At 69.2% G+C, this 16,472-nt stretch carries 16 protein-coding genes and 1 tRNA gene; 11 read left to right on the top strand and 6 right to left on the bottom strand.

Annotation, left to right across the window (positions count from 1 at the left end):
* The first annotated feature begins 80 nt into the window (after positions 1-80).
* The 5 genes from lptF to ACE3SG_RS12740 are packed head-to-tail and all read left to right on the top strand — an operon-like array spanning position 81 to position 4,878.
* Entirely contained in the window at positions 81-1,184 is a 1,104-nt protein-coding gene (gene lptF / locus ACE3SG_RS12760; RefSeq protein WP_374565449.1) for an LPS export ABC transporter permease LptF, read from the top strand.
* Positions 1,181-2,293, top strand: a complete 1,113-nt coding sequence (gene lptG / locus ACE3SG_RS12755; protein ID WP_374565447.1) for an LPS export ABC transporter permease LptG — start codon at positions 1,181-1,183, stop codon at positions 2,291-2,293. The genes lptF and lptG overlap by 4 nt, the downstream gene beginning before the upstream one ends.
* Complete coding sequence (locus tag ACE3SG_RS12750) at positions 2,293-2,733, top strand: sirohydrochlorin chelatase (RefSeq protein ID WP_374565445.1); 441 nt, start codon at positions 2,293-2,295, stop codon at positions 2,731-2,733. The genes lptG and ACE3SG_RS12750 overlap by 1 nt, the downstream gene beginning before the upstream one ends.
* Entirely contained in the window at positions 2,730-3,680 is a 951-nt protein-coding gene (locus ACE3SG_RS12745) for a CysB family HTH-type transcriptional regulator (protein ID WP_374565443.1), read from the top strand. Before ACE3SG_RS12750 ends, ACE3SG_RS12745 begins: the two co-directional genes overlap by 4 nt.
* Entirely contained in the window at positions 3,670-4,878 is a 1,209-nt protein-coding gene (locus ACE3SG_RS12740; RefSeq protein WP_374565442.1) for a pyridoxal phosphate-dependent aminotransferase, read from the top strand. The genes ACE3SG_RS12745 and ACE3SG_RS12740 overlap by 11 nt, the downstream gene beginning before the upstream one ends.
* Before the next feature lie 12 nt (positions 4,879-4,890).
* Here the strand turns inward: ACE3SG_RS12740 and ACE3SG_RS12735 are convergent, their stop codons facing one another.
* A complete protein-coding gene (locus tag ACE3SG_RS12735; protein ID WP_374565440.1) occupies positions 4,891-6,939 on the bottom strand; it encodes a FimV family protein in 2,049 nt (682 codons plus the stop codon).
* Positions 6,940-7,104: 165 nt separating this feature from the next.
* On the opposite strand from ACE3SG_RS12735, the gene ACE3SG_RS12730 reads away from it, so the two are divergent.
* A complete protein-coding gene (locus tag ACE3SG_RS12730) occupies positions 7,105-7,884 on the top strand; it encodes an oxepin-CoA hydrolase, alternative type (protein WP_374565438.1) in 780 nt (259 codons plus the stop codon).
* 18 nt (positions 7,885-7,902) lie between these two features.
* Here the strand turns inward: ACE3SG_RS12730 and ACE3SG_RS12725 are convergent, their stop codons facing one another.
* The gene (locus ACE3SG_RS12725; RefSeq protein WP_374565436.1) at positions 7,903-8,661 is read right to left on the bottom strand and encodes a class II aldolase/adducin family protein; all 759 of its coding nucleotides are present in this window, start codon (positions 8,659-8,661) and stop codon (positions 7,903-7,905) included.
* Positions 8,662-8,738: 77 nt separating this feature from the next.
* On the opposite strand from ACE3SG_RS12725, the gene ACE3SG_RS12720 reads away from it, so the two are divergent.
* From ACE3SG_RS12720 to ACE3SG_RS12710, 3 genes are all read left to right on the top strand, one after another.
* A complete protein-coding gene (locus ACE3SG_RS12720) occupies positions 8,739-9,443 on the top strand; it encodes a Crp/Fnr family transcriptional regulator (RefSeq protein WP_329716831.1) in 705 nt (234 codons plus the stop codon).
* A gap of 42 nt (positions 9,444-9,485) precedes the next feature.
* Positions 9,486-10,565 (top strand): phosphotransferase, encoded by a 1,080-nt coding sequence (locus ACE3SG_RS12715; RefSeq protein WP_374565434.1) that lies wholly within the window; start codon positions 9,486-9,488, stop codon positions 10,563-10,565.
* 73 nt (positions 10,566-10,638) lie between these two features.
* Positions 10,639-11,859, top strand: a complete 1,221-nt coding sequence (locus ACE3SG_RS12710) for an acyl-CoA dehydrogenase family protein (RefSeq protein ID WP_374565432.1) — start codon at positions 10,639-10,641, stop codon at positions 11,857-11,859.
* 36 nt (positions 11,860-11,895) lie between these two features.
* Here ACE3SG_RS12710 and ACE3SG_RS12705 read toward each other — a convergent pair whose 3' ends face one another.
* On the bottom strand, positions 11,896-12,591 hold the full coding sequence (locus ACE3SG_RS12705) for a hypothetical protein (protein WP_374565430.1): 696 nt from the start codon (positions 12,589-12,591) through the stop codon (positions 11,896-11,898).
* 42 nt (positions 12,592-12,633) lie between these two features.
* Here ACE3SG_RS12705 and ACE3SG_RS12700 point away from each other — a divergent pair, with 42 nt between their 5' ends.
* Entirely contained in the window at positions 12,634-13,326 is a 693-nt protein-coding gene (locus ACE3SG_RS12700; protein WP_374565428.1) for a glutathione binding-like protein, read from the top strand.
* Positions 13,327-13,377: 51 nt separating this feature from the next.
* Positions 13,378-13,454 (top strand) — tRNA-Arg (locus tag ACE3SG_RS12695).
* Between the two features lie 34 nt (positions 13,455-13,488).
* Here the strand turns inward: ACE3SG_RS12695 and ACE3SG_RS12690 are convergent.
* The 3 genes from ACE3SG_RS12690 to ACE3SG_RS12680 form a co-directional block, all read right to left on the bottom strand.
* The gene (locus tag ACE3SG_RS12690; RefSeq protein ID WP_374565426.1) at positions 13,489-14,385 is read right to left on the bottom strand and encodes a cupin domain-containing protein; all 897 of its coding nucleotides are present in this window, start codon (positions 14,383-14,385) and stop codon (positions 13,489-13,491) included.
* A 28-nt stretch (positions 14,386-14,413) separates the two neighbouring features.
* The gene (locus ACE3SG_RS12685) at positions 14,414-15,187 is read right to left on the bottom strand and encodes a sigma-70 family RNA polymerase sigma factor (protein ID WP_374565423.1); all 774 of its coding nucleotides are present in this window, start codon (positions 15,185-15,187) and stop codon (positions 14,414-14,416) included.
* A 434-nt stretch (positions 15,188-15,621) separates the two neighbouring features.
* The gene (locus ACE3SG_RS12680; protein WP_374565421.1) at positions 15,622-16,449 is read right to left on the bottom strand and encodes an alpha/beta hydrolase; all 828 of its coding nucleotides are present in this window, start codon (positions 16,447-16,449) and stop codon (positions 15,622-15,624) included.
* Positions 16,450-16,472: the final 23 nt, after the last annotated feature.

Below are 16,472 nucleotides of genomic sequence, written 5' to 3'. Positions count from 1 at the left end.
GCACCCGAGCCTTCTCGACCCTTTTTGGGGGCCTGGCGCGAAGCGGCAGGTTTGGGGGCACTTGTTGAAAGTGATCTTTGATGTTATTCGATTCGACTGTCCGCAAAGAACTGGCGCGCAGTTTCGGTGCCACCCTGGTGGTCATCCTGACCATCGTGTTGACCATGATGCTGATCCGCACGCTGGGCCTGGCGGCCAATGGGGCCGTGGCGCCGCAAGACGTGGTGCTGCTGCTCGGCTACACGGCGCTGGGCCAGTTGCCGATGATGATGGCGCTGTCGCTGTTCATCGCCACGGTGATCAGCCTGGGCCGCATGTACCGCGAAAGCGAGATGGCGATCTGGTTCAGCAGCGGCGTGGGCTTGTCGCGCTTCGTCAAGCCGGTGCTGCGCACGGGCTCGCCGGTGCTGGTGGTGGTGGGGCTGCTGGCCCTGCTGGTCTGGCCCTGGGGCAACGAGAAGACCAACGAACTGCGCCAACGCTACGAGCAGCGCTCTGACCTGGCCCGCGTGGCGCCCGGCAGCTTCCAGTCGTCGGCCGACGGCAGCCGGGTGTTTTTCATCGAGCGCGAGGGCGAATCGGCCGGTGTCGGCCGCAACGTCTTTCTGCTCGGCCGCACCGGCAAGCGCGAGAGCGTGACCACCGCCCGCGCCGGCCGGGTCGAAAACGAAGGCGAAGACCGCGTGCTGGTGCTCGACTCGGGCCACCGCAGCGAGCAAAACAGCGAGACCGGCGAACACGCGCGGCTCAACTTCGAGCACCTGCGCATGATCGTGGACGCGGGCAAGGCGCGCCGGGCAGAGTCGGTGCCGCCCAAGGCGCAGAACACCCTGGCGCTGCTGCGCGAGCCGACCCCGCGCAACCAGGCCGAGCTGACCTGGCGCCTGGGCCTGCTGTTCGGTGCGGCCAACCTGCTGCTGCTGGGCGTGGGCCTGTCGGCCAGCAACCCACGGCGCGCCAGCAACTGGAACCTGCTGTTCGCGCTGCTGGCCTTCGTCGTCTACTACAACCTGATCAACCTGAGCCAGGCCTGGGTCAGCGCCGGGCGCCTGGGCATGGGCGCCGCGCTGCTGAGCCTGCATGGCCTGGCCTTCGTGGTCGCGCTGGGCCTGATCTGGTGGCGCGACCATGCCACCGTGATGCACTGGCGGCGCGCGCCCGCCACCGCCGGGAGCGCCGCATGAAGACCGTCCGCCGCCTGCTTTACCGTGACGTGGTCTGGTCGGTGGTGTTCGTCGCCGTCGCCTTCTTGTCGCTGTTCTTCTTCATCGATTTCCTCGAAGAGCTGGAAGGGGTCGGCAAGCGCGGCTACACCGTCTGGCACGCCGGCCTCGCGGCGATGTTCGAGCTGCCGGGGCGCTTTTACGAGCTGTTCCCGATCGCGGTGCTGATCGGCACCATCTACGCAATGGCGCGGCTGGCCCAGTCGTCCGAGTTCACGATCCTGCGCACGGGGGGCCTGGGCCCCGGCCGCGCGTTGCAGCTGTTGCTGACGCTGGGCGTGGGGATGGGCGTGCTGACCTTCCTGATGGGCGAATACGTGGCGCCGCTGGGCGAGCAGCAGGCGGTGGCGCTGAAGGCCCGCTTTCGTGGCGGCCAGGCCCTGGGCCGCACCGGCGCCTGGCTGAAAGAGCACCAGGGCAAGGGCGACGACGAGCGCAGCCTGTCGATCAACGTGCAGGGCACCACCGCCGACGGGCAGATGCGCGACATCCGCATCTTCGAGCACGACGTGGCCGGCGTGCTGCTGCGCCGGGTGCAGGCAGCCACCGCCACCTCCGAGAAGGCTAACGGCCAAGACGTGTGGCGGCTGCAGGACGTGCAGATCACCGAATGGCCGCGTGGCGACCAGACCCAGCTGCAGACCAAGCACTACGACTCGCTCGACTGGCCCACCACGCTGCAAGAAAACGTGGTGGCCGCGGCGATCTCGCCGATCCGCAGCATGTCCACCATCGACCTGTGGCGCTACAGCCGACACCTTCAGCTGCAAGAGCAGACCGCTCAACGCTACGAGCTGCAGTTCTGGCGCCGCGCGTTCTACCCGCTGGCCTGCATCGTGATGGTGGCGCTGGCCCTGCCCTTTGCCTACCTGCACGCCCGTGCCGGCGGCATCAGCCTGAAGGTCTTCGGCGGCATCATGCTCGGCATCAGCTTCGTGCTGCTGAACAACGTGGTCGGCCACCTGGGCCTGCTGCGCGACTGGACGCCTTGGATCGCCTCGGCCTTACCGAGCCTGTTGTATTTGCTGATGTCCTTGGCGGCATTCACCTGGCTGGTAAGGTACCGCTGATGCAAGGCCTCATTCTTTTCGCGCACGGCGCGCGCGATGCGCGCTGGGCCCAGCCGTTCGAGCAGGTGGCCGCGCGCGTGCGGGCCCTGCAACCGGGCCTGGCCGTGTCGCTGGCGTACCTCGAGTTTCTCGAGCCCGACCTGGACGCCGCCGGCCAGGCGCTGGTGCAGGCCGGTTGCAGCGAGATCGCCGTGCTGCCGTTGTTCCTGGGCGCGGGTGGCCATGTGCGCAAGGACCTGCCCGAGCGGCTGGCCCGGCTGGGCCAGGCGTACCCCGCGGTGCAGTGGACGCTGCGCCCTGCCGCGGGCGAATCGGCGCGCCTGGTCGAGGCGCTGGCACAGCTGGCGGTCGAGCCGGCCGCCCCCAACGACCAGAACGACCAGAACGACCAGAACGACCAGAACGACCAGAACGACCAGAACGACGAGGAGCGCGCTTGAACCTGCATCAGTTCCGATTCGTGCAGGAGGCGGTGCGCCGCAACCTCAACCTCACCGAGACCGCGAAGGCGCTGTTCACCTCGCAGCCGGGCATCTCCAAGGCCATCCTCGAGCTCGAAGAAGAGCTGGGCGTCGACATCTTCGTGCGCCACGGCAAGCGCCTGAAGCGTGTCACCGAGCCCGGCATGCAGGTGCTGAAGTCGGTCGACCTGATCCTGCGCGAGGTGGCCAACCTCAAGCGCATCGGCGAAGAGTTCTCCAAGCAAGACAGCGGCCGGCTGTCGATCGCCACCACCCACACGCAAGCGCGTTATGTGCTGCCCGAGCCGGTGGCGCAGCTGCGCAAGCGCTTCCCGAAGGTGCAGGTCAGCCTGCACCAGGGCACGCCGGACCAGGTGGCGCAGATGCTGCTGTCCGATGCGGCCGACATCGGCCTGGCCACCGAATCGCTGGCCGAGTACGACGAGCTGGTCACCCTGCCCTGCTACGAATGGCAGCACGTGATCGTGATGGCCGCCGACCACCCGCTGGCGCACGTCGAGCGGCTGACGCTGGAGCAATTGGCCGAAGAACCGCTGATCTCCTACCAGCCGGCCTTCGCCGGGCGCAAGAAGGTCGACCAGGCGTTCGCGCAGCGGCGGCTCAAGCCCAACATCGCGCTCGAAGCGATCGACTCCGACGTGATCAAGACCTACGTGCGCAGCGGCCTGGGCATCGGCGTCATCGCCGAGATGGCGATGAAGGCCGAGGGCAACAGCACCGACCTGGTCTGGAAGCCCGCCGGCCACCTGTTCGGCAGCAACACTGCGCGCGTGGCGTTCCGCCGCGGCGCCTATCTGCGCAGCTTCGTGCTGACCTTTGCCGAGTTCCTGTCTGACCGCCTGTCGCGCACGCTGATCGAGCGGGCCATGGGCGCCCCCCAGGGTGACGACCACTATGAGCTTTGAGACCCAGACGCCGCCGGCCGGCGGCGCCAGCGCTTCGCCCACCGCGCCGCGCACGCCGCTGGTCACCAGCCGGTTGCCCGAGGTGGGCACCACCATCTTCAGCGTGATGTCGGCGCTGGCCGTCAAGCACGGCGCGGTCAACCTGGGCCAGGGCTTTCCGGATTTCGACTGCGCGCCCGGCCTGGTCGAGGCGGTGCATGCCGCCATGCGGGCCGGCCACAACCAATACCCGCCGATGCCCGGCGTGCCGGCACTGCGCCAGGCGCTGGCGGCCAAGATCGAGCGGCTGTACGGCCACCGCTACAACGCCGACAGCGAGATCACCATCACGGCCGGCGCCACCCAGGGCATCCTCACCGCGATCCTGGCGCTGGTGCACCCGGGCGACGAGGTGATCGTGCTCGAGCCCTGCTACGACAGCTATGGCCCGGCGATCACGCTGGCAGGCGGCACGGTGGTTCGCGTGCCGTTGAACCCCGCCGACTTTCGCCTCGACCTGGCCCAGCTGAGCGCGGCATTGAGCCCGCGCACCCGCGCGATCATCATCAACACGCCGCACAACCCGACCGGCAGCGTCTGGTCGACGGGCGACATGCAGGCCCTGGCCGAGCTGCTGCGCCCGACCGATGTGCTGGTGCTGTCCGACGAGGTCTACGAGCACATGGTGTTCGACGGCCAGGTGCACGCCAGCGTCAGCGCCGTGCCCGAGCTGGCGGCGCGCAGCCTGGTGATCTCGAGCTTCGGCAAGACCTACCACGTGACCGGCTGGAAGGTCGGCCACGTGGCGGCGCCAGCGGCGCTGATGGCCGAGTTCCGCAAGGTGCATCAGTTCAACGTGTTCACCGTCAACACGCCGATGCAGCACGGCCTGGCCGCCTGGCTGGCCGACCCGCTGCCCTACGAAGAACTGCCCGCGTTCTACCAGCGCAAGCGCGACCGCTTTCGCGCCGGCCTGGCGGGCACGCGCTTCGAGCTGTTGCCGTGCGCCGGCAGCTACTTCCAGTGTGTCGACTACAGCCGCATCAGCAGCCTGCCCGACCAGCAGTTCGCCGAATGGCTGACGGCAGAGGTGGGCGTGGCGGCCATTCCGCTGTCGGCCTTCTACAGCCGCCCGCCGGCGCGGCCGATCGTGCGCTTTTGCTTCGCCAAGACCGAGGCCACGCTGGACGAAGCGCTGCGCCGCCTGTCCCGGCTCTGAGCCCGCTCGCGCTCAGCGCTGCGGGCGGCGCACCGTGCCGGGCGCCGGTTCGGCGCCTGGGTCGCCGGCTTCGTCGTTGGACGAGGGTGACGCGGGCGAAGGCGCCACCTGGCCGGGCAGCGGCGGCAATGCGAAGGCGGTGAGTTCGAAGGGCGGCACGTCTGCCGGCGCCGATGCCGACGACGGCGTTGGATCGACGCCAACCTGCGCATCGGGCCCCGGGTCGTCGCCCAACGGCAGCAGCACGTCGACGGCCGACGAGCGGCTGCCGCCCTGCTGCCACAGGTCGCGTGCCAGCGCGTACAGCAGCAGCACATCTTTGTAGGCCGGCAGGTCGAACAGTTCGTAGGCCGCGTCCTTGCGGAACAGCATCGCCTCGAGCATCGCCATCGCATCCAGCGGCTCGGGCCACAGCGATTGCAAGTGCTGCACCACGTCGGGGTAGTCTTCGAGCGCGCGGCCGCTCAGCGGGCCGTCCTCCCATTCGGGTGCGTAGGCATTGAAGCGGCGGTTGAAGCGGGTGCGGATGCGCTCGTAGGCGTCGCGGTCACCCTGGCGGCGGTAGATCTCGAGCAGCTTGGTGTAGGGCAGCGGGCTCAGGCCACCGGTGCTGCGCAGGTGCGCCATCAACAGGTCGATCGCGGCCTCTTCCTGACCGAGCGCGATGAAAAAGTCGGCCTGCTGTTCCAGGTCGAGCAGCTCTTCGACCGACACCTCGCGCGCCACCGCGGGCTCGCTGGCCGGTTCTGGCCGCATGAACGACGGCGGCGACGAGATCACCATCGTGCGCTCGTGCAGCGGCTCGGGCTGAAAGACCACCGGCGGCATCGACGACGGGGAGCGAGAGCTGATCGCCCCGCCACCCGGCGCCGGCAGGTCCCGCTCCAGCGCCAACGCCGCGGGCAGCGGCGAGGTGTCGGCGGCCTCGCGTGGCACGTCCAGATCGCCCAGGTTCGATGGCGGCGGCTCGTCGACCGGGCCGTCTTCTTGACCCGCCGGCTCAGCCGCCCCGGCAGCCTCGCCCGCGGGCGACCACCAGTGCGGCGGCACCTCGCTGTTCACCAGGTGATGGCGGCGCGAGCGCCAGGCCAACCATGCCGCGATGCCCATGGCCAGCAGCACCAGCCCGATCAGCCAGGGCACGGCGCGGCCGCGGTTCTCGGCTTCGACCAACCTGGCTTTCAGGATGGCTGCGGTCTCGCGGCTCGCCTGGCCTTCGCGCTGCAGATCGGCCAGCGCCTTCTCCAGCATGCGCAGGCGATCGGCCTCGGGCATCGACGCCGCTTCGCCGTCAGGCACGCTGGCGGCGCCGTCACCGGCGGCCACGGCCGGCGGCATGAAGATCGGCTCTTCCATGTCCAGCTTGAGCCGCGGGCCGTCGATCTCCAGCAGCAGGCGCGCGCCGCCGTTCGCGGCCACGGCGCTCGGCCGCGTGGGCGCGGGCGAAGCCGCCGCGGTGGCGCGGCGTTTTCCTGTTCGTGTGGCCTTGGGCTCTGCCTTGGCGTGGGCCTGCGAAGCCGAGCGCGCCGGCTTGCGCACGGGCGGCGTGGCCGCGGCCTTGGTGCTGCGCCTGGGCGCTTCGGCCGCCGGCCCCGCCTCGTTGGCCACCAGCGCCACCACGCCGCTGGCCGGTGCGGCCACGCTCTCGGGCTCGATCGGGGCGGCACGGGCCTGGCTGACCGCCGGCGGGTCGGCAAAGGCCACGAAGCGGCGCGAGAAACGCCGGTCGCAGCCGACCGTCAAGGTGATGTCGAGCACCGGCTCATCGATCGGCACCAGCGTCGTGATGCGCGCCACCCAGTCGTTGGTGGATCGGCCGGACGGTTCGAGCCGAACGCGAAAGCGGTCGTGGCTCAGTGCGTTGTCGCCGAGAACGATCTCGGCACTGACGCATTCGGGCTCGATGCGCTCGCCAGGCTCCAGCCGCAACGGAACAGGCAGGTTCAGCGGCTGGCCCAGCACCGCCGACGTGGACAACCGGCCGAAACCAATGGCCTGAGCCTCGATGGCTAACGCCGCAGTGGCACAGGCAATGATCAGCGCGGTTGCTCGTGGGGGCATGCCGGCGGGCACTTGTTGTTGCAAGTAGCAAACGACTCTATCAGATTGCCCCCCAGAACAGGGGGCTGACAAGCCCCTGTGCGCCTGAGCCAACGCCTCGCAGGGCGAGGTGCAAAAATGGCCTTTTGCTGCCCACACGGCAGCGATGTTTCGCAGAGCGACACCATGCCCTCAGAACTGCTCACCGCCCAGGAAGACCGCACGCTGATCCTGACTTTGTCGGACCCGGCCACCCGCAACTCGCTGTCGCCCCAGGCTGTGACCGCGGCCATCGAAGCATTGAACCAGGCCGACCAGAACCCCGAGGTGCGCGCGGTGGTGCTGCGGGGTGACGGCGCGCACTTCTGCGCCGGCGGCGACCTGAACCGCATCGGCGGCGCTCGCGAGCGCCCGCCCGAAGCGCAGGCCGCGTCGATCGATCTCTTTCACACACTGGTCGATGCGATGCGCAGCTTTCCCAAGCCGATCATCGCGGCCGTCGAAGGCTTTGCCGCCGGCGGCGGCATGTCGCTTGCCCTGGCCTGCGACCTGATCGTCGCGGCCAGCGATGCACGCTTCGTGCTCTCGTACGCCAAGGTCGGCTTCTCACCGGATGGTGCCTCGACCTGGCACCTGGCGCGCGCCCTGCCCCGCGCGTTGGCGCTCGAACTCGCGTGGCTGGCCGAGCCCCAGTCTGCCGAGCGGCTGCATGCGCTGGGTGTGGTCAACCGGCTGGCAGAACCCGGCCAGGCGCTGGCCCAGGCGCTGGCAATGGCGCGGCAGTTGTCGTTCATGGCGCCCAACGCGGTGGCCACGGTGAAAGACCTGATCCAGGCCGCGCCCTCGCGCAGCCTGCAAGAGGCGATGAACGCCGAGCGCGATGCGTTCGTCACCAACCTCTTCCACCCCAATGGCGGCGAAGGCCTGGCCGCCTTCTTCGCCAAGCGCAAGCCAGACTTCAAGTAGCGCGCAGCGCGCCGCGAGCTACATGCCGTAGCCCGGCAGCTCGCGGTCCAGCCGGCGCTTGAGCCCCGGCCACGCCAGGTTGCCGCCCATGCCCTTGGTGACTTGCGCGGCCTGCTGGCGCGCGGTCGAGATGATGGCTTGCGGCACGCGAACCAGCTCGCCGCCGCCGGCCTGGGCGCGAACCTGGATCGCGCACACCGCCTCGAACAGGTACATCGCCTGGAACGCATCGGCGATCGTCGAGCCCACCGTCAGCAGGCCGTGGTTGCGCAGCATCAGGTAGGTGTTGTCGCCCAGGTCGCGCACCAGCCGCGGCTTCTCGTCGTCGCGCAGCGCCACGCCTTCGTAGTCGTGGTAGCCCAGGCTCGACAGCACGAAGATCGACTGCTGCGAAATCGGCAGCACGCCTTCGCGCTGGGCCGATATGCCCACGCCGTTCAGCGTGTGGGTGTGCAACACGCACTGCGCATCGTGCCGCGCCGAGTGGATCGCGCTGTGGATCACGAAGCCCGCCGGGTTGACCGGGTACGGCGAATCGCTGAGCTTGTTGCCCTCGGTGTCGACCTTCACCAGGCTCGAGGCGGTGATCTCCTCGAACAGCATGCCGTAGGGGTTGATCAGGAACGCGTTGTCTTCACCCGGCACGCGCGCACTGATGTGGGTGAAGACCAGGTCGTCCCAATGGAACAACGAGACCAGCCGGTAGGCGGCGGCCAGGTCGACACGGGTTTCCCATTCCTCGGGCGAGCAAATCACGGACGACGTGGGGTGGTGCATGTTGTCTCCTCAGCGACTCGGGACTGTGGACAATACCGAGAGCAATGATGCGGCCGCTGTCGCGTCAGGGACAAATGATGAATACCCCCATTCTTACAATCGACGAGCGACACAACATCGATGCCGGTGCATGGTTTTCAACGCTCTCTGCGACGCTGCGATCAGCCATCCTGGCCAGGGCCACGGTGCGGCGTCTGGCCGACGGCGCGCCGCTCGCTGCGCGCGGCGCACCGGCCGAAGATTGGGTTGGTGTGGCCAAGGGCGCGGTGCGTGTCAGCTCGGTGTCGTTGTCGGGCAAGCAGGTCTCTCTGACCTATGTCGAGCCGGGCACCTGGTTCGGCGACATCGCCTTGTTCGACGGCCTGCCGCGCACGCACGATGCCACCGCGCATGGGCCGACCACGCTGCTGATCATCCGCAAGGCCGACTTTCGCGAACTGCTGTCGCAGCATGTGGAGCTGTACGACGCCTTGCTGCGCTTGAACTGCCGCCGCCTGCGGCTGATGTTCAACCTGATCGAAGACCTGAACACCAAGCCGCTGGCCGCGCGGCTGGCCAAGCAGTTGCTGCTGCTGGCCAAGAGCTACGGCATCGAGCAGGGCGAAGAGATCCGCATCGGCCTGCAGCTGGCGCAAGAAGACCTGGCGCAACTGCTGGGCGCCTCGCGCCAGCGCGTGAACCAGGAGCTGAAAGAACTCGAGCGAGACGGCGTGCTGCGCGTCGAGCCGACGCGGTTGGTGGTGCTGTCGCGCGAGAAACTGATGGCGGTCACCGACCGCTGAATCCGGGTCGGTTCTTCCGGCCCATGGAACGGAACTGAACCGATGGAAGAACAGTACACCGGCACCAAGGCCGTGGCCGCCAGCCACGCCTTCGACGTGGCAGCGCTCGAGGCCTACCTCGCCGCCAGGCTGCCCGGGTTTGCCGGCCCCTTGAGCGTCGAGCAGTTCAAGGGCGGCCAGTCCAACCCGACCTACAAGCTGGTCACGCCGGGCAAGTCTTATGTGATGCGCAGCAAGCCGGGGCCGGCCGCCAAGCTGCTACCGTCGGCCCATGCGATCGAGCGCGAGTTTCGCGTGATGGCCGCGCTGCACGATACCGATGTGCCGGTCGCGCAGATGCATGTGCTGTGCGAAGACGAGGCCATCATCGGCCGCGCCTTCTATGTGATGGAGTTCGTCGATGGCCGCGTGCTGTGGAACCAGGCCCTGCCCGACTGCACGCCCGCCGAGCGCGGCGGCATCTACGACGAGATGAACCGCGTGATCGCCGCGCTGCACACGGTGGACGTGGCCGCGGTGGGCCTGGCCGACTACGGCAAGCCCGGCAACTACTTCGAGCGCCAGATCGGCCGCTGGAGCAAGCAGTACCTGGCCTCGGTCACCGGCCCCAACCCGGCGATGGACAAGCTGCTGGGCTGGCTGCCCGCGCACATCCCCGCCAGCGCGCGTGACGAATCGCAGGTCAGCATCGTGCACGGCGACTACCGGCTCGACAACCTGATCTTCGACCGCGCGCAGCCCCGCATCACCGCGGTGCTCGACTGGGAGCTGTCGACCATCGGCCACCCGCTGGCCGACTTCAGTTACCACTGCATGAGCTGGCACATCCCGGCTGGCGTGTTCCGCGGCATTGCGGGCCTGGACCACGCCGCCCTGGGCATCCCCGGCGAGCGCGATTACGTGCGCCGCTACTGCGAGCGCACCGGCCGCGCCGATGTCGACGCGGTGATGGCCGACTGGAACTTCTACCTCGCCTACAACCTGTTCCGCCTGTCGGCCATCGCGCAGGGCATTGCCAAGCGCGTGGTCGACGGCACGGCCGCCAGCAGCCAGGCCCGCGCGACCGGCGACGCCGCACCGCACCTGGCGCAGCTGGCCTGGCAGTTCGCCGAAGCCGCCTGACCCCCACACCACCGGTCTCGGCCCGCCGGGCACCCCTCTCACCTCACGACCTCGCAACCCACAAGGACCCGCCATGGACTTCGGCTACTCCCCCAAGACGCAGGAACTGCGCGCCGCCGTATCGGCCTTCATGGACGAGCACGTCTACCCCAACGAAGCCCGCTACTGGGCTGAGCTCGAAGCCAACACCCAGGCCGGCAAGCGCTGGTCGCCATTGCCGGTGATCGAAGAGCTCAAGCCCAAGGCCCGCGCCGTCAAGCTGTGGAACCTGTTCCTGCCCGACAGCGAGATGGGCGCCGGCCTGACCAACCAGGAGTACGCGCCGCTGGCCGAGATCATGGGCCGTGTGCCCTGGGCCAGCGAGGTCTTCAACTGCTCGGCGCCCGACACCGGCAACATGGAGGTGCTGGTGCGATACGGCAGCGCCGAGCACAAGAAGCAATGGCTCGAGCCGCTGCTGCGCGGCGAGATCCGCAGCGCCTTTGCGATGACCGAGCCGGCGGTCGCCTCGTCCGACGCGACCAACATCGAGGCCCGCATCGAGCGCGACGGTGACGACTACGTCATCAACGGCCGCAAGTGGTGGACCAGCGGCGCCGGCGACCCGCGCTGCAAGATCATGATCTTCATGGGCAAGACCGACCCGACCGCCGCCCGCCATTCGCAGCAGTCGATGATCCTGGTGCCGATGGACGCGCCGGGCGTCAAGGTGCTGCGCCCGCTCACGGTGATGGGCTACGACGACGCGCCGCACGGTCACATGGAGATCGAATTCACCAACGTGCGCGTGCCGGCCAGCAACATCCTGCTGGGCGAAGGCCGTGGCTTCGAGATCGCCCAAGGCCGCCTCGGCCCCGGCCGCATCCACCACTGCATGCGCCTGATCGGCCTGGCCGAGCGCTCGCTGGAGCTGATGTGCGACCGCGCGCTCAAGCGCACCGCCTTCGGCAAGACGATCGCCCAGCAGACGGTGACGCAAGAGCGCATCGCCGAAGCCCGCTGCATGATCGAGCAGGCCCGGCTGCTGACCCTGAAGGCCGCCTGGATGATGGACGTGGCCGGCAACAAGAGCGCGCAGGCCGAGATCGCGATGATCAAGGTCGTGGCGCCGCAGATGGCCTGCCAGGTGATCGATTGGGCGATGCAGGTGCACGGCGGCGCGGGGGTGTGCCAGGACTTCCCGCTGGCCAACTTCTACGCCGGCGCCCGCACGCTGCGCTTTGCCGACGGCCCCGACGAAGTGCACCGCAACGCGATCGCCAAGATCGAGCTGGGCAAGCGCTCGGCCGCCTGATCGCAGCCCGCCGGGCCGCTGGGCCGCCCGATGGCCCTATTGGCTCGGCGGGCCTTCGTCTTCGTCCGCGGCCGGCTCGTCGGCCGTCACCCTGGCCTGCTCGAGCGCCAGCTCGAACAGGTTTTGCGCGGCCTGCACCGTGGCCACGTCCGGGTCCGGCAGGGCCACCCGCAGCGTCAGCCGGTTGCGATGCACGATCAACGCGAACGGCGGCGCGGCTTCGGCCGGGCCCAGCGCACGCTGTAGCAAGGCCTCGCCCAGCGGCCCGTGCAACCAATGGGCCAGCCACGGCACGCGGTTGCTGACCGCGGCGTAATGGGCCTTCAGCTCGCCGAGCAAAGCGCCACTCAACTTGGGCGACACGGCCAGCCAGCGCATTTCTTCGGGGGTTTCTTCGTCGATGCGGGTCTGCACGCCGCCGACGAACTGGCTGAACAGCTCGGCCTCGACCGAGTCCAGCAGCAAGCGCGGCATCACCAGCGCATGCGCCTCGCCGCTCAAGGCGGGCACCTCGCCGCGCAACCGCAGCTCGTGCGAGCCCATGTAGTGGCGCTGCGAAGGGCCCCATTCGACGCGGCCTTCCAGCACGCCGGCGCGGGTTTCGATGATGAAGCCATCGCGGTCGCGCGAGTTGCGCATCGTCCAGCCCGACGACTCGGCCCAGGCCTGCAGCGCATTGCGGCCATCGAGACTGCTGGCGCGAAACAACCTTTGCCTGATGAACTTCAGCATGGTTGGATTAGAGTCGCAACACCAACGCGAGGAGCCGAGGTCATGATCGAAGTGTATTCGTGGGCCACGCCCAATGGTCACAAGGTCCACATCATGCTGGAGGAGTGCGGCCTCGCCTATCGGACCATCCCGATAGACATCGGTGCCGGCGATCAGTTCAAACCAGAATTCCTCGCGATCAGCCCGAACAACAAGATCCCCGCGATCGTCGACCCCGACGGGCCGGACGGCCAACCGATCTCGCTGTTCGAGTCGGGCGCGATCCTGCTGTACCTGGCCGGCAAGACCGGCAAGCTGCTGCCCGACAGCACCCGCGGCAAGTACGAGGTGCTGCAATGGCTGATGTTCCAGGTGGGCAGCATCGGCCCGATGCTGGGCCAGGCCCATCACTTTCGCGTCTACGCACCCGAGAAGATCGACTACGCCGTAGACCGCTACACCAACGAGGCCCGGCGCCTGTACGCGGTGATGAACGGCCGCCTGGCCAACTCGCGCTACATCGGCGGCAAAAACTACAGCATCGCCGACATCGCGATCTTCCCCTGGCTGCGCTCCTGGAAGAACCAGGGCATCAACTGGAACGACTACCCGCACCTGAAAGGCTGGTTCGACGAGATCGCCAAACGCCCGGCGGTGATGCGCGGGGTCGAGGTGCTGGCCGACAAACGCCGCTCGATCACCGACGACAAATCGCGCGAGGTGCTGTTCGGCGCGCGGCAGTACGAGCGGCGCTGACCCTGCCCCCAAGAGGCGGCGCCACACATCAGCCTAGAATTCGCCCCCGCGCTGCCCGTAGCTCAACTGGATAGAGCAGCTGCCTTCTAAGCAGCAGGTCGGGGGTTCGAGTCCCTCCGGGCAGGCCATCAGACCACATCATGGGCCTGCGGCGCGCGATCGCTAATCCGCGATCTGCATGTCCAGGTCGCCGTGCGCGTAGATCAGCGCGCCGGTGTCGGTGTTGACCGTCTCATGCCCCGTGCCGCAGGGCGCCAGCTGGTAGTCGCCTTCGCGCAGCAGGTAGTCGTCCTGGAACAGGTCGCCGCGCAACATCAGGCACTCTTCGTCGTGGCCGTGCTGGTGGTGCGGCACGGTGGCGCCGGGTGAGGCCAGCCACAGCATCGCGGCCATCGGGCCCTGGCGCCACAGCACCCGGCGCTTGATCAGCGGGGCGTAGTCTTCCCATGCGTCCGGTGCGTCGCGCGATGTCTGCGAGCCCGGCTCGGCCGCCGTGCCGGCCGGCCCCAGCCAGCGCTCGCGCAGCAACAGCATCGCGCCATCGGCACCCGCCTCGATGCGCGCGGCGGCGCAGCTGGCGACCGGGCCTTGCACGTGGTAGTCGAGCGGGTTCAGCACCACGGCGGGTTCACCCTCGGCCTGCAGTTGGCCCTGCCCGCGAATCAGCAGCCAATCGCGGCCCACCTCGAGCCGCCCTGCCGGCAACTGCCAGGCCGCGCGCGGCGCCAGCTCGATGGTCCGCAGTTGCAGTGGCTCACCTGGCCGCAGCTCGGCGGCGTCGCCATGGCTGTAGACGCGGTGCACGGTGCATCCGTCGCGCTGCTCCAGCAGCACGCGCTCTTGCCGGCGCACGTTCACCATCGCGCCGATCCGCCGGGCACTTTGCGCGGCGCGGCGCGCCAGCTTGTCGCGCAGGCTGCCTGCCGCTGGCGCCTCGGGCCAGGCCTCGGCCAACGCACCTTGCAGCAAGACGGCGGCCTCGTCGGCCAGCAGATCAGGCGCAGGCCGGATCGGGTCGGCCCGGCCCGGCGGCGCATCCATACGGTGGTCGGTGGTCATGACAGCCTTCTTTCTTCGAGTTCGAGCATCACAGCGGCAGGTCCGGGCAGCCGGCCTCGGCCAGCCACAGCTTCAGGGCCTGCAGTGATCGGCGGATCTGCGACTTCACTGTGCCGAGCGGCAGGCCGGTGCAGCCGGCGATCTCTTCATGGGTCAGGCCGCGAAAGAACGCCAGCGCGATCAACTGCCTGGGCTGGGCGTCGAGCGCGGCGAGCGCGCGGTGCAGCAGGTGCTGGCCGTGGGTGGCCGCCAGCAGGTCGGGCGGGCCGGCGCTGTCTTCGTCGCACAGCGCGGCCTGCTCCTCGTCGCCAAGCGGGACCATCGCCCGGCGCTCGCGCCGGCGCAGCGCGTCGATCGCGCGCGAGCGCGCCATCGCGAGCAGCCAGGTCAACGGCCGGCCACGGTCGGCGTCGAAGCGCACCGCCTGGCGCCAGACCTGCCAGAAGGTGTCTTCGACCACCTCCTCGGCCAGCGAGTGGTCGACCACGATGCGGCCGACCAGGCCGAACACGCGCGAGGCGGTGGCGTCGTACAGCGCGGCCAGGGCCTTGTCGTCGTGCTGGCCGATGCGAACGATCAAGGCGGCCAGAGCGGTGTCGTCCAGCGCGGCCACGGCGGCGCGCGGCTCGGCGTCGGCGATCGCGGCGGCCGAGTCAGCATCCTGCAGCAGCGGGTCTTCATCGGCGTCGAGGCCATGGTCAGGCTCGAACTCGTCGGCCTGCAGGCCGACCTCGCGGGCGGCCACGGGCCGCGTGTGCCCGGTCGGGTGCTTGTCTTCGGCCCCGTGGGCGGTGGGGCTCACGGCCGTGCTCCACCAGGGGCAGCAGGCCGGCGCGGCAGGTGTCTGTGCATGGGCAAGGAATGGGGGGACATGGCTTCTCCTGGCGTTCGCGCCGGCCCATTGCGCCACGTTGGCGCCACCGGCAACAGCGGGTTTACGCCAGTCGATTTGCAGCGGATTCTCCCCCTCTTGGGGGGCCCACCACCCCGCCCCGGCATGGGCTTGCACAGCCCAGGCGCCGCTGGGCAGAACAGCCGCGCGGCAGACGGAAGCGACAACAGTCATCGTGGCCCCATTCACTGGCCCGGGGATGCGCGCGCTGCCGATGGCAAAGCGCTCAACGCCCGGCGGGCGCGCCGAAGGGCGCGCCTCTCATCGAGCCATACGGCACCCGCGATCAGGTGGATTCAGACCCGCGCCCGCCGCAGGGTCTTGCCCGGCGGGCGCCGGCCCCGTCAGAGCCGGGCCAACTCGGCTCGCAGGCCGTCGAGGTAGGCGGGAAACTCGTGCACGTCGTTGTGCCCCGCCTCCGGCAGGCGCAGCAGGTGCGCGTGTTGCGCGCCGGCGGCCGCCCGCAGGGCCTCGCTGTGGGCCAGGGGGATCAGGTTGTCGCGCTCGCCATGCACCAGCCACACCGGGCCGCGGATGCGGGCCACGACCTCGTCGGTGCGCAGCGGATAGCGCAGCACCGCTGCCGGCACCATCGGATAGTGCTCGCCGGCCAGCGCGGCCATGCTGCGGTAGGGCGAAACCAGCACCGTCAGGGCCGGGTCGACCTCGGCCGCCAGCTGCGCGGCCAACCCGGTGCCGAGCGAGCGGCCATACACCACCACCGGCCGGCCGGTGTATTGCGCCGACACCTGCCGCCAGGCCGCCCGCACGTCGTCCATCAACTGGGCTTCGCTGGCGATCTGCCCACTGCTGCGGCCGTAGCCGCGGTAGTCGAGCATGAACAGGTCGTAGCCGGCGCGGCGGTAGAAATCGGTGTTGACGAACCAACTGGCCAGGTTGCCGCCGTTGCCGTGCAGAAAGAACACCAGCCCCCGTGCCCCCGGTTGCTGCAGGTGCAGCGCATGCAGCCTGGCGCCGGGCACGTCGACCCAGACGGTGTGCACATCGGGCGCGGCCAGCGCGGGCGGGTCCTGGCTGGGCCAAGGGTCGGGGTGGAACAGCAGCCGCTCCTGCCGGAACCACAGCCACGTCAACGCCGCGAGGTAGAGCAACAGAGGCACAACGGCCAGAGCGGCCAGCCAGCGCAGAGCGCGTCGGGAGCGTGAGGTCATCGGGTCAACACAGCGGGTTCCAT

The sequence above is a fragment of the Ideonella sp. genome (assembly GCF_041914305.1).
Taxonomy (GTDB): Bacteria; Pseudomonadota; Gammaproteobacteria; order Burkholderiales; family Burkholderiaceae_C; genus Ideonella.
The sequence above is the reverse complement of the archived record's forward strand: the minus strand, read 5'-3'. Positions and strand labels throughout refer to the sequence as shown.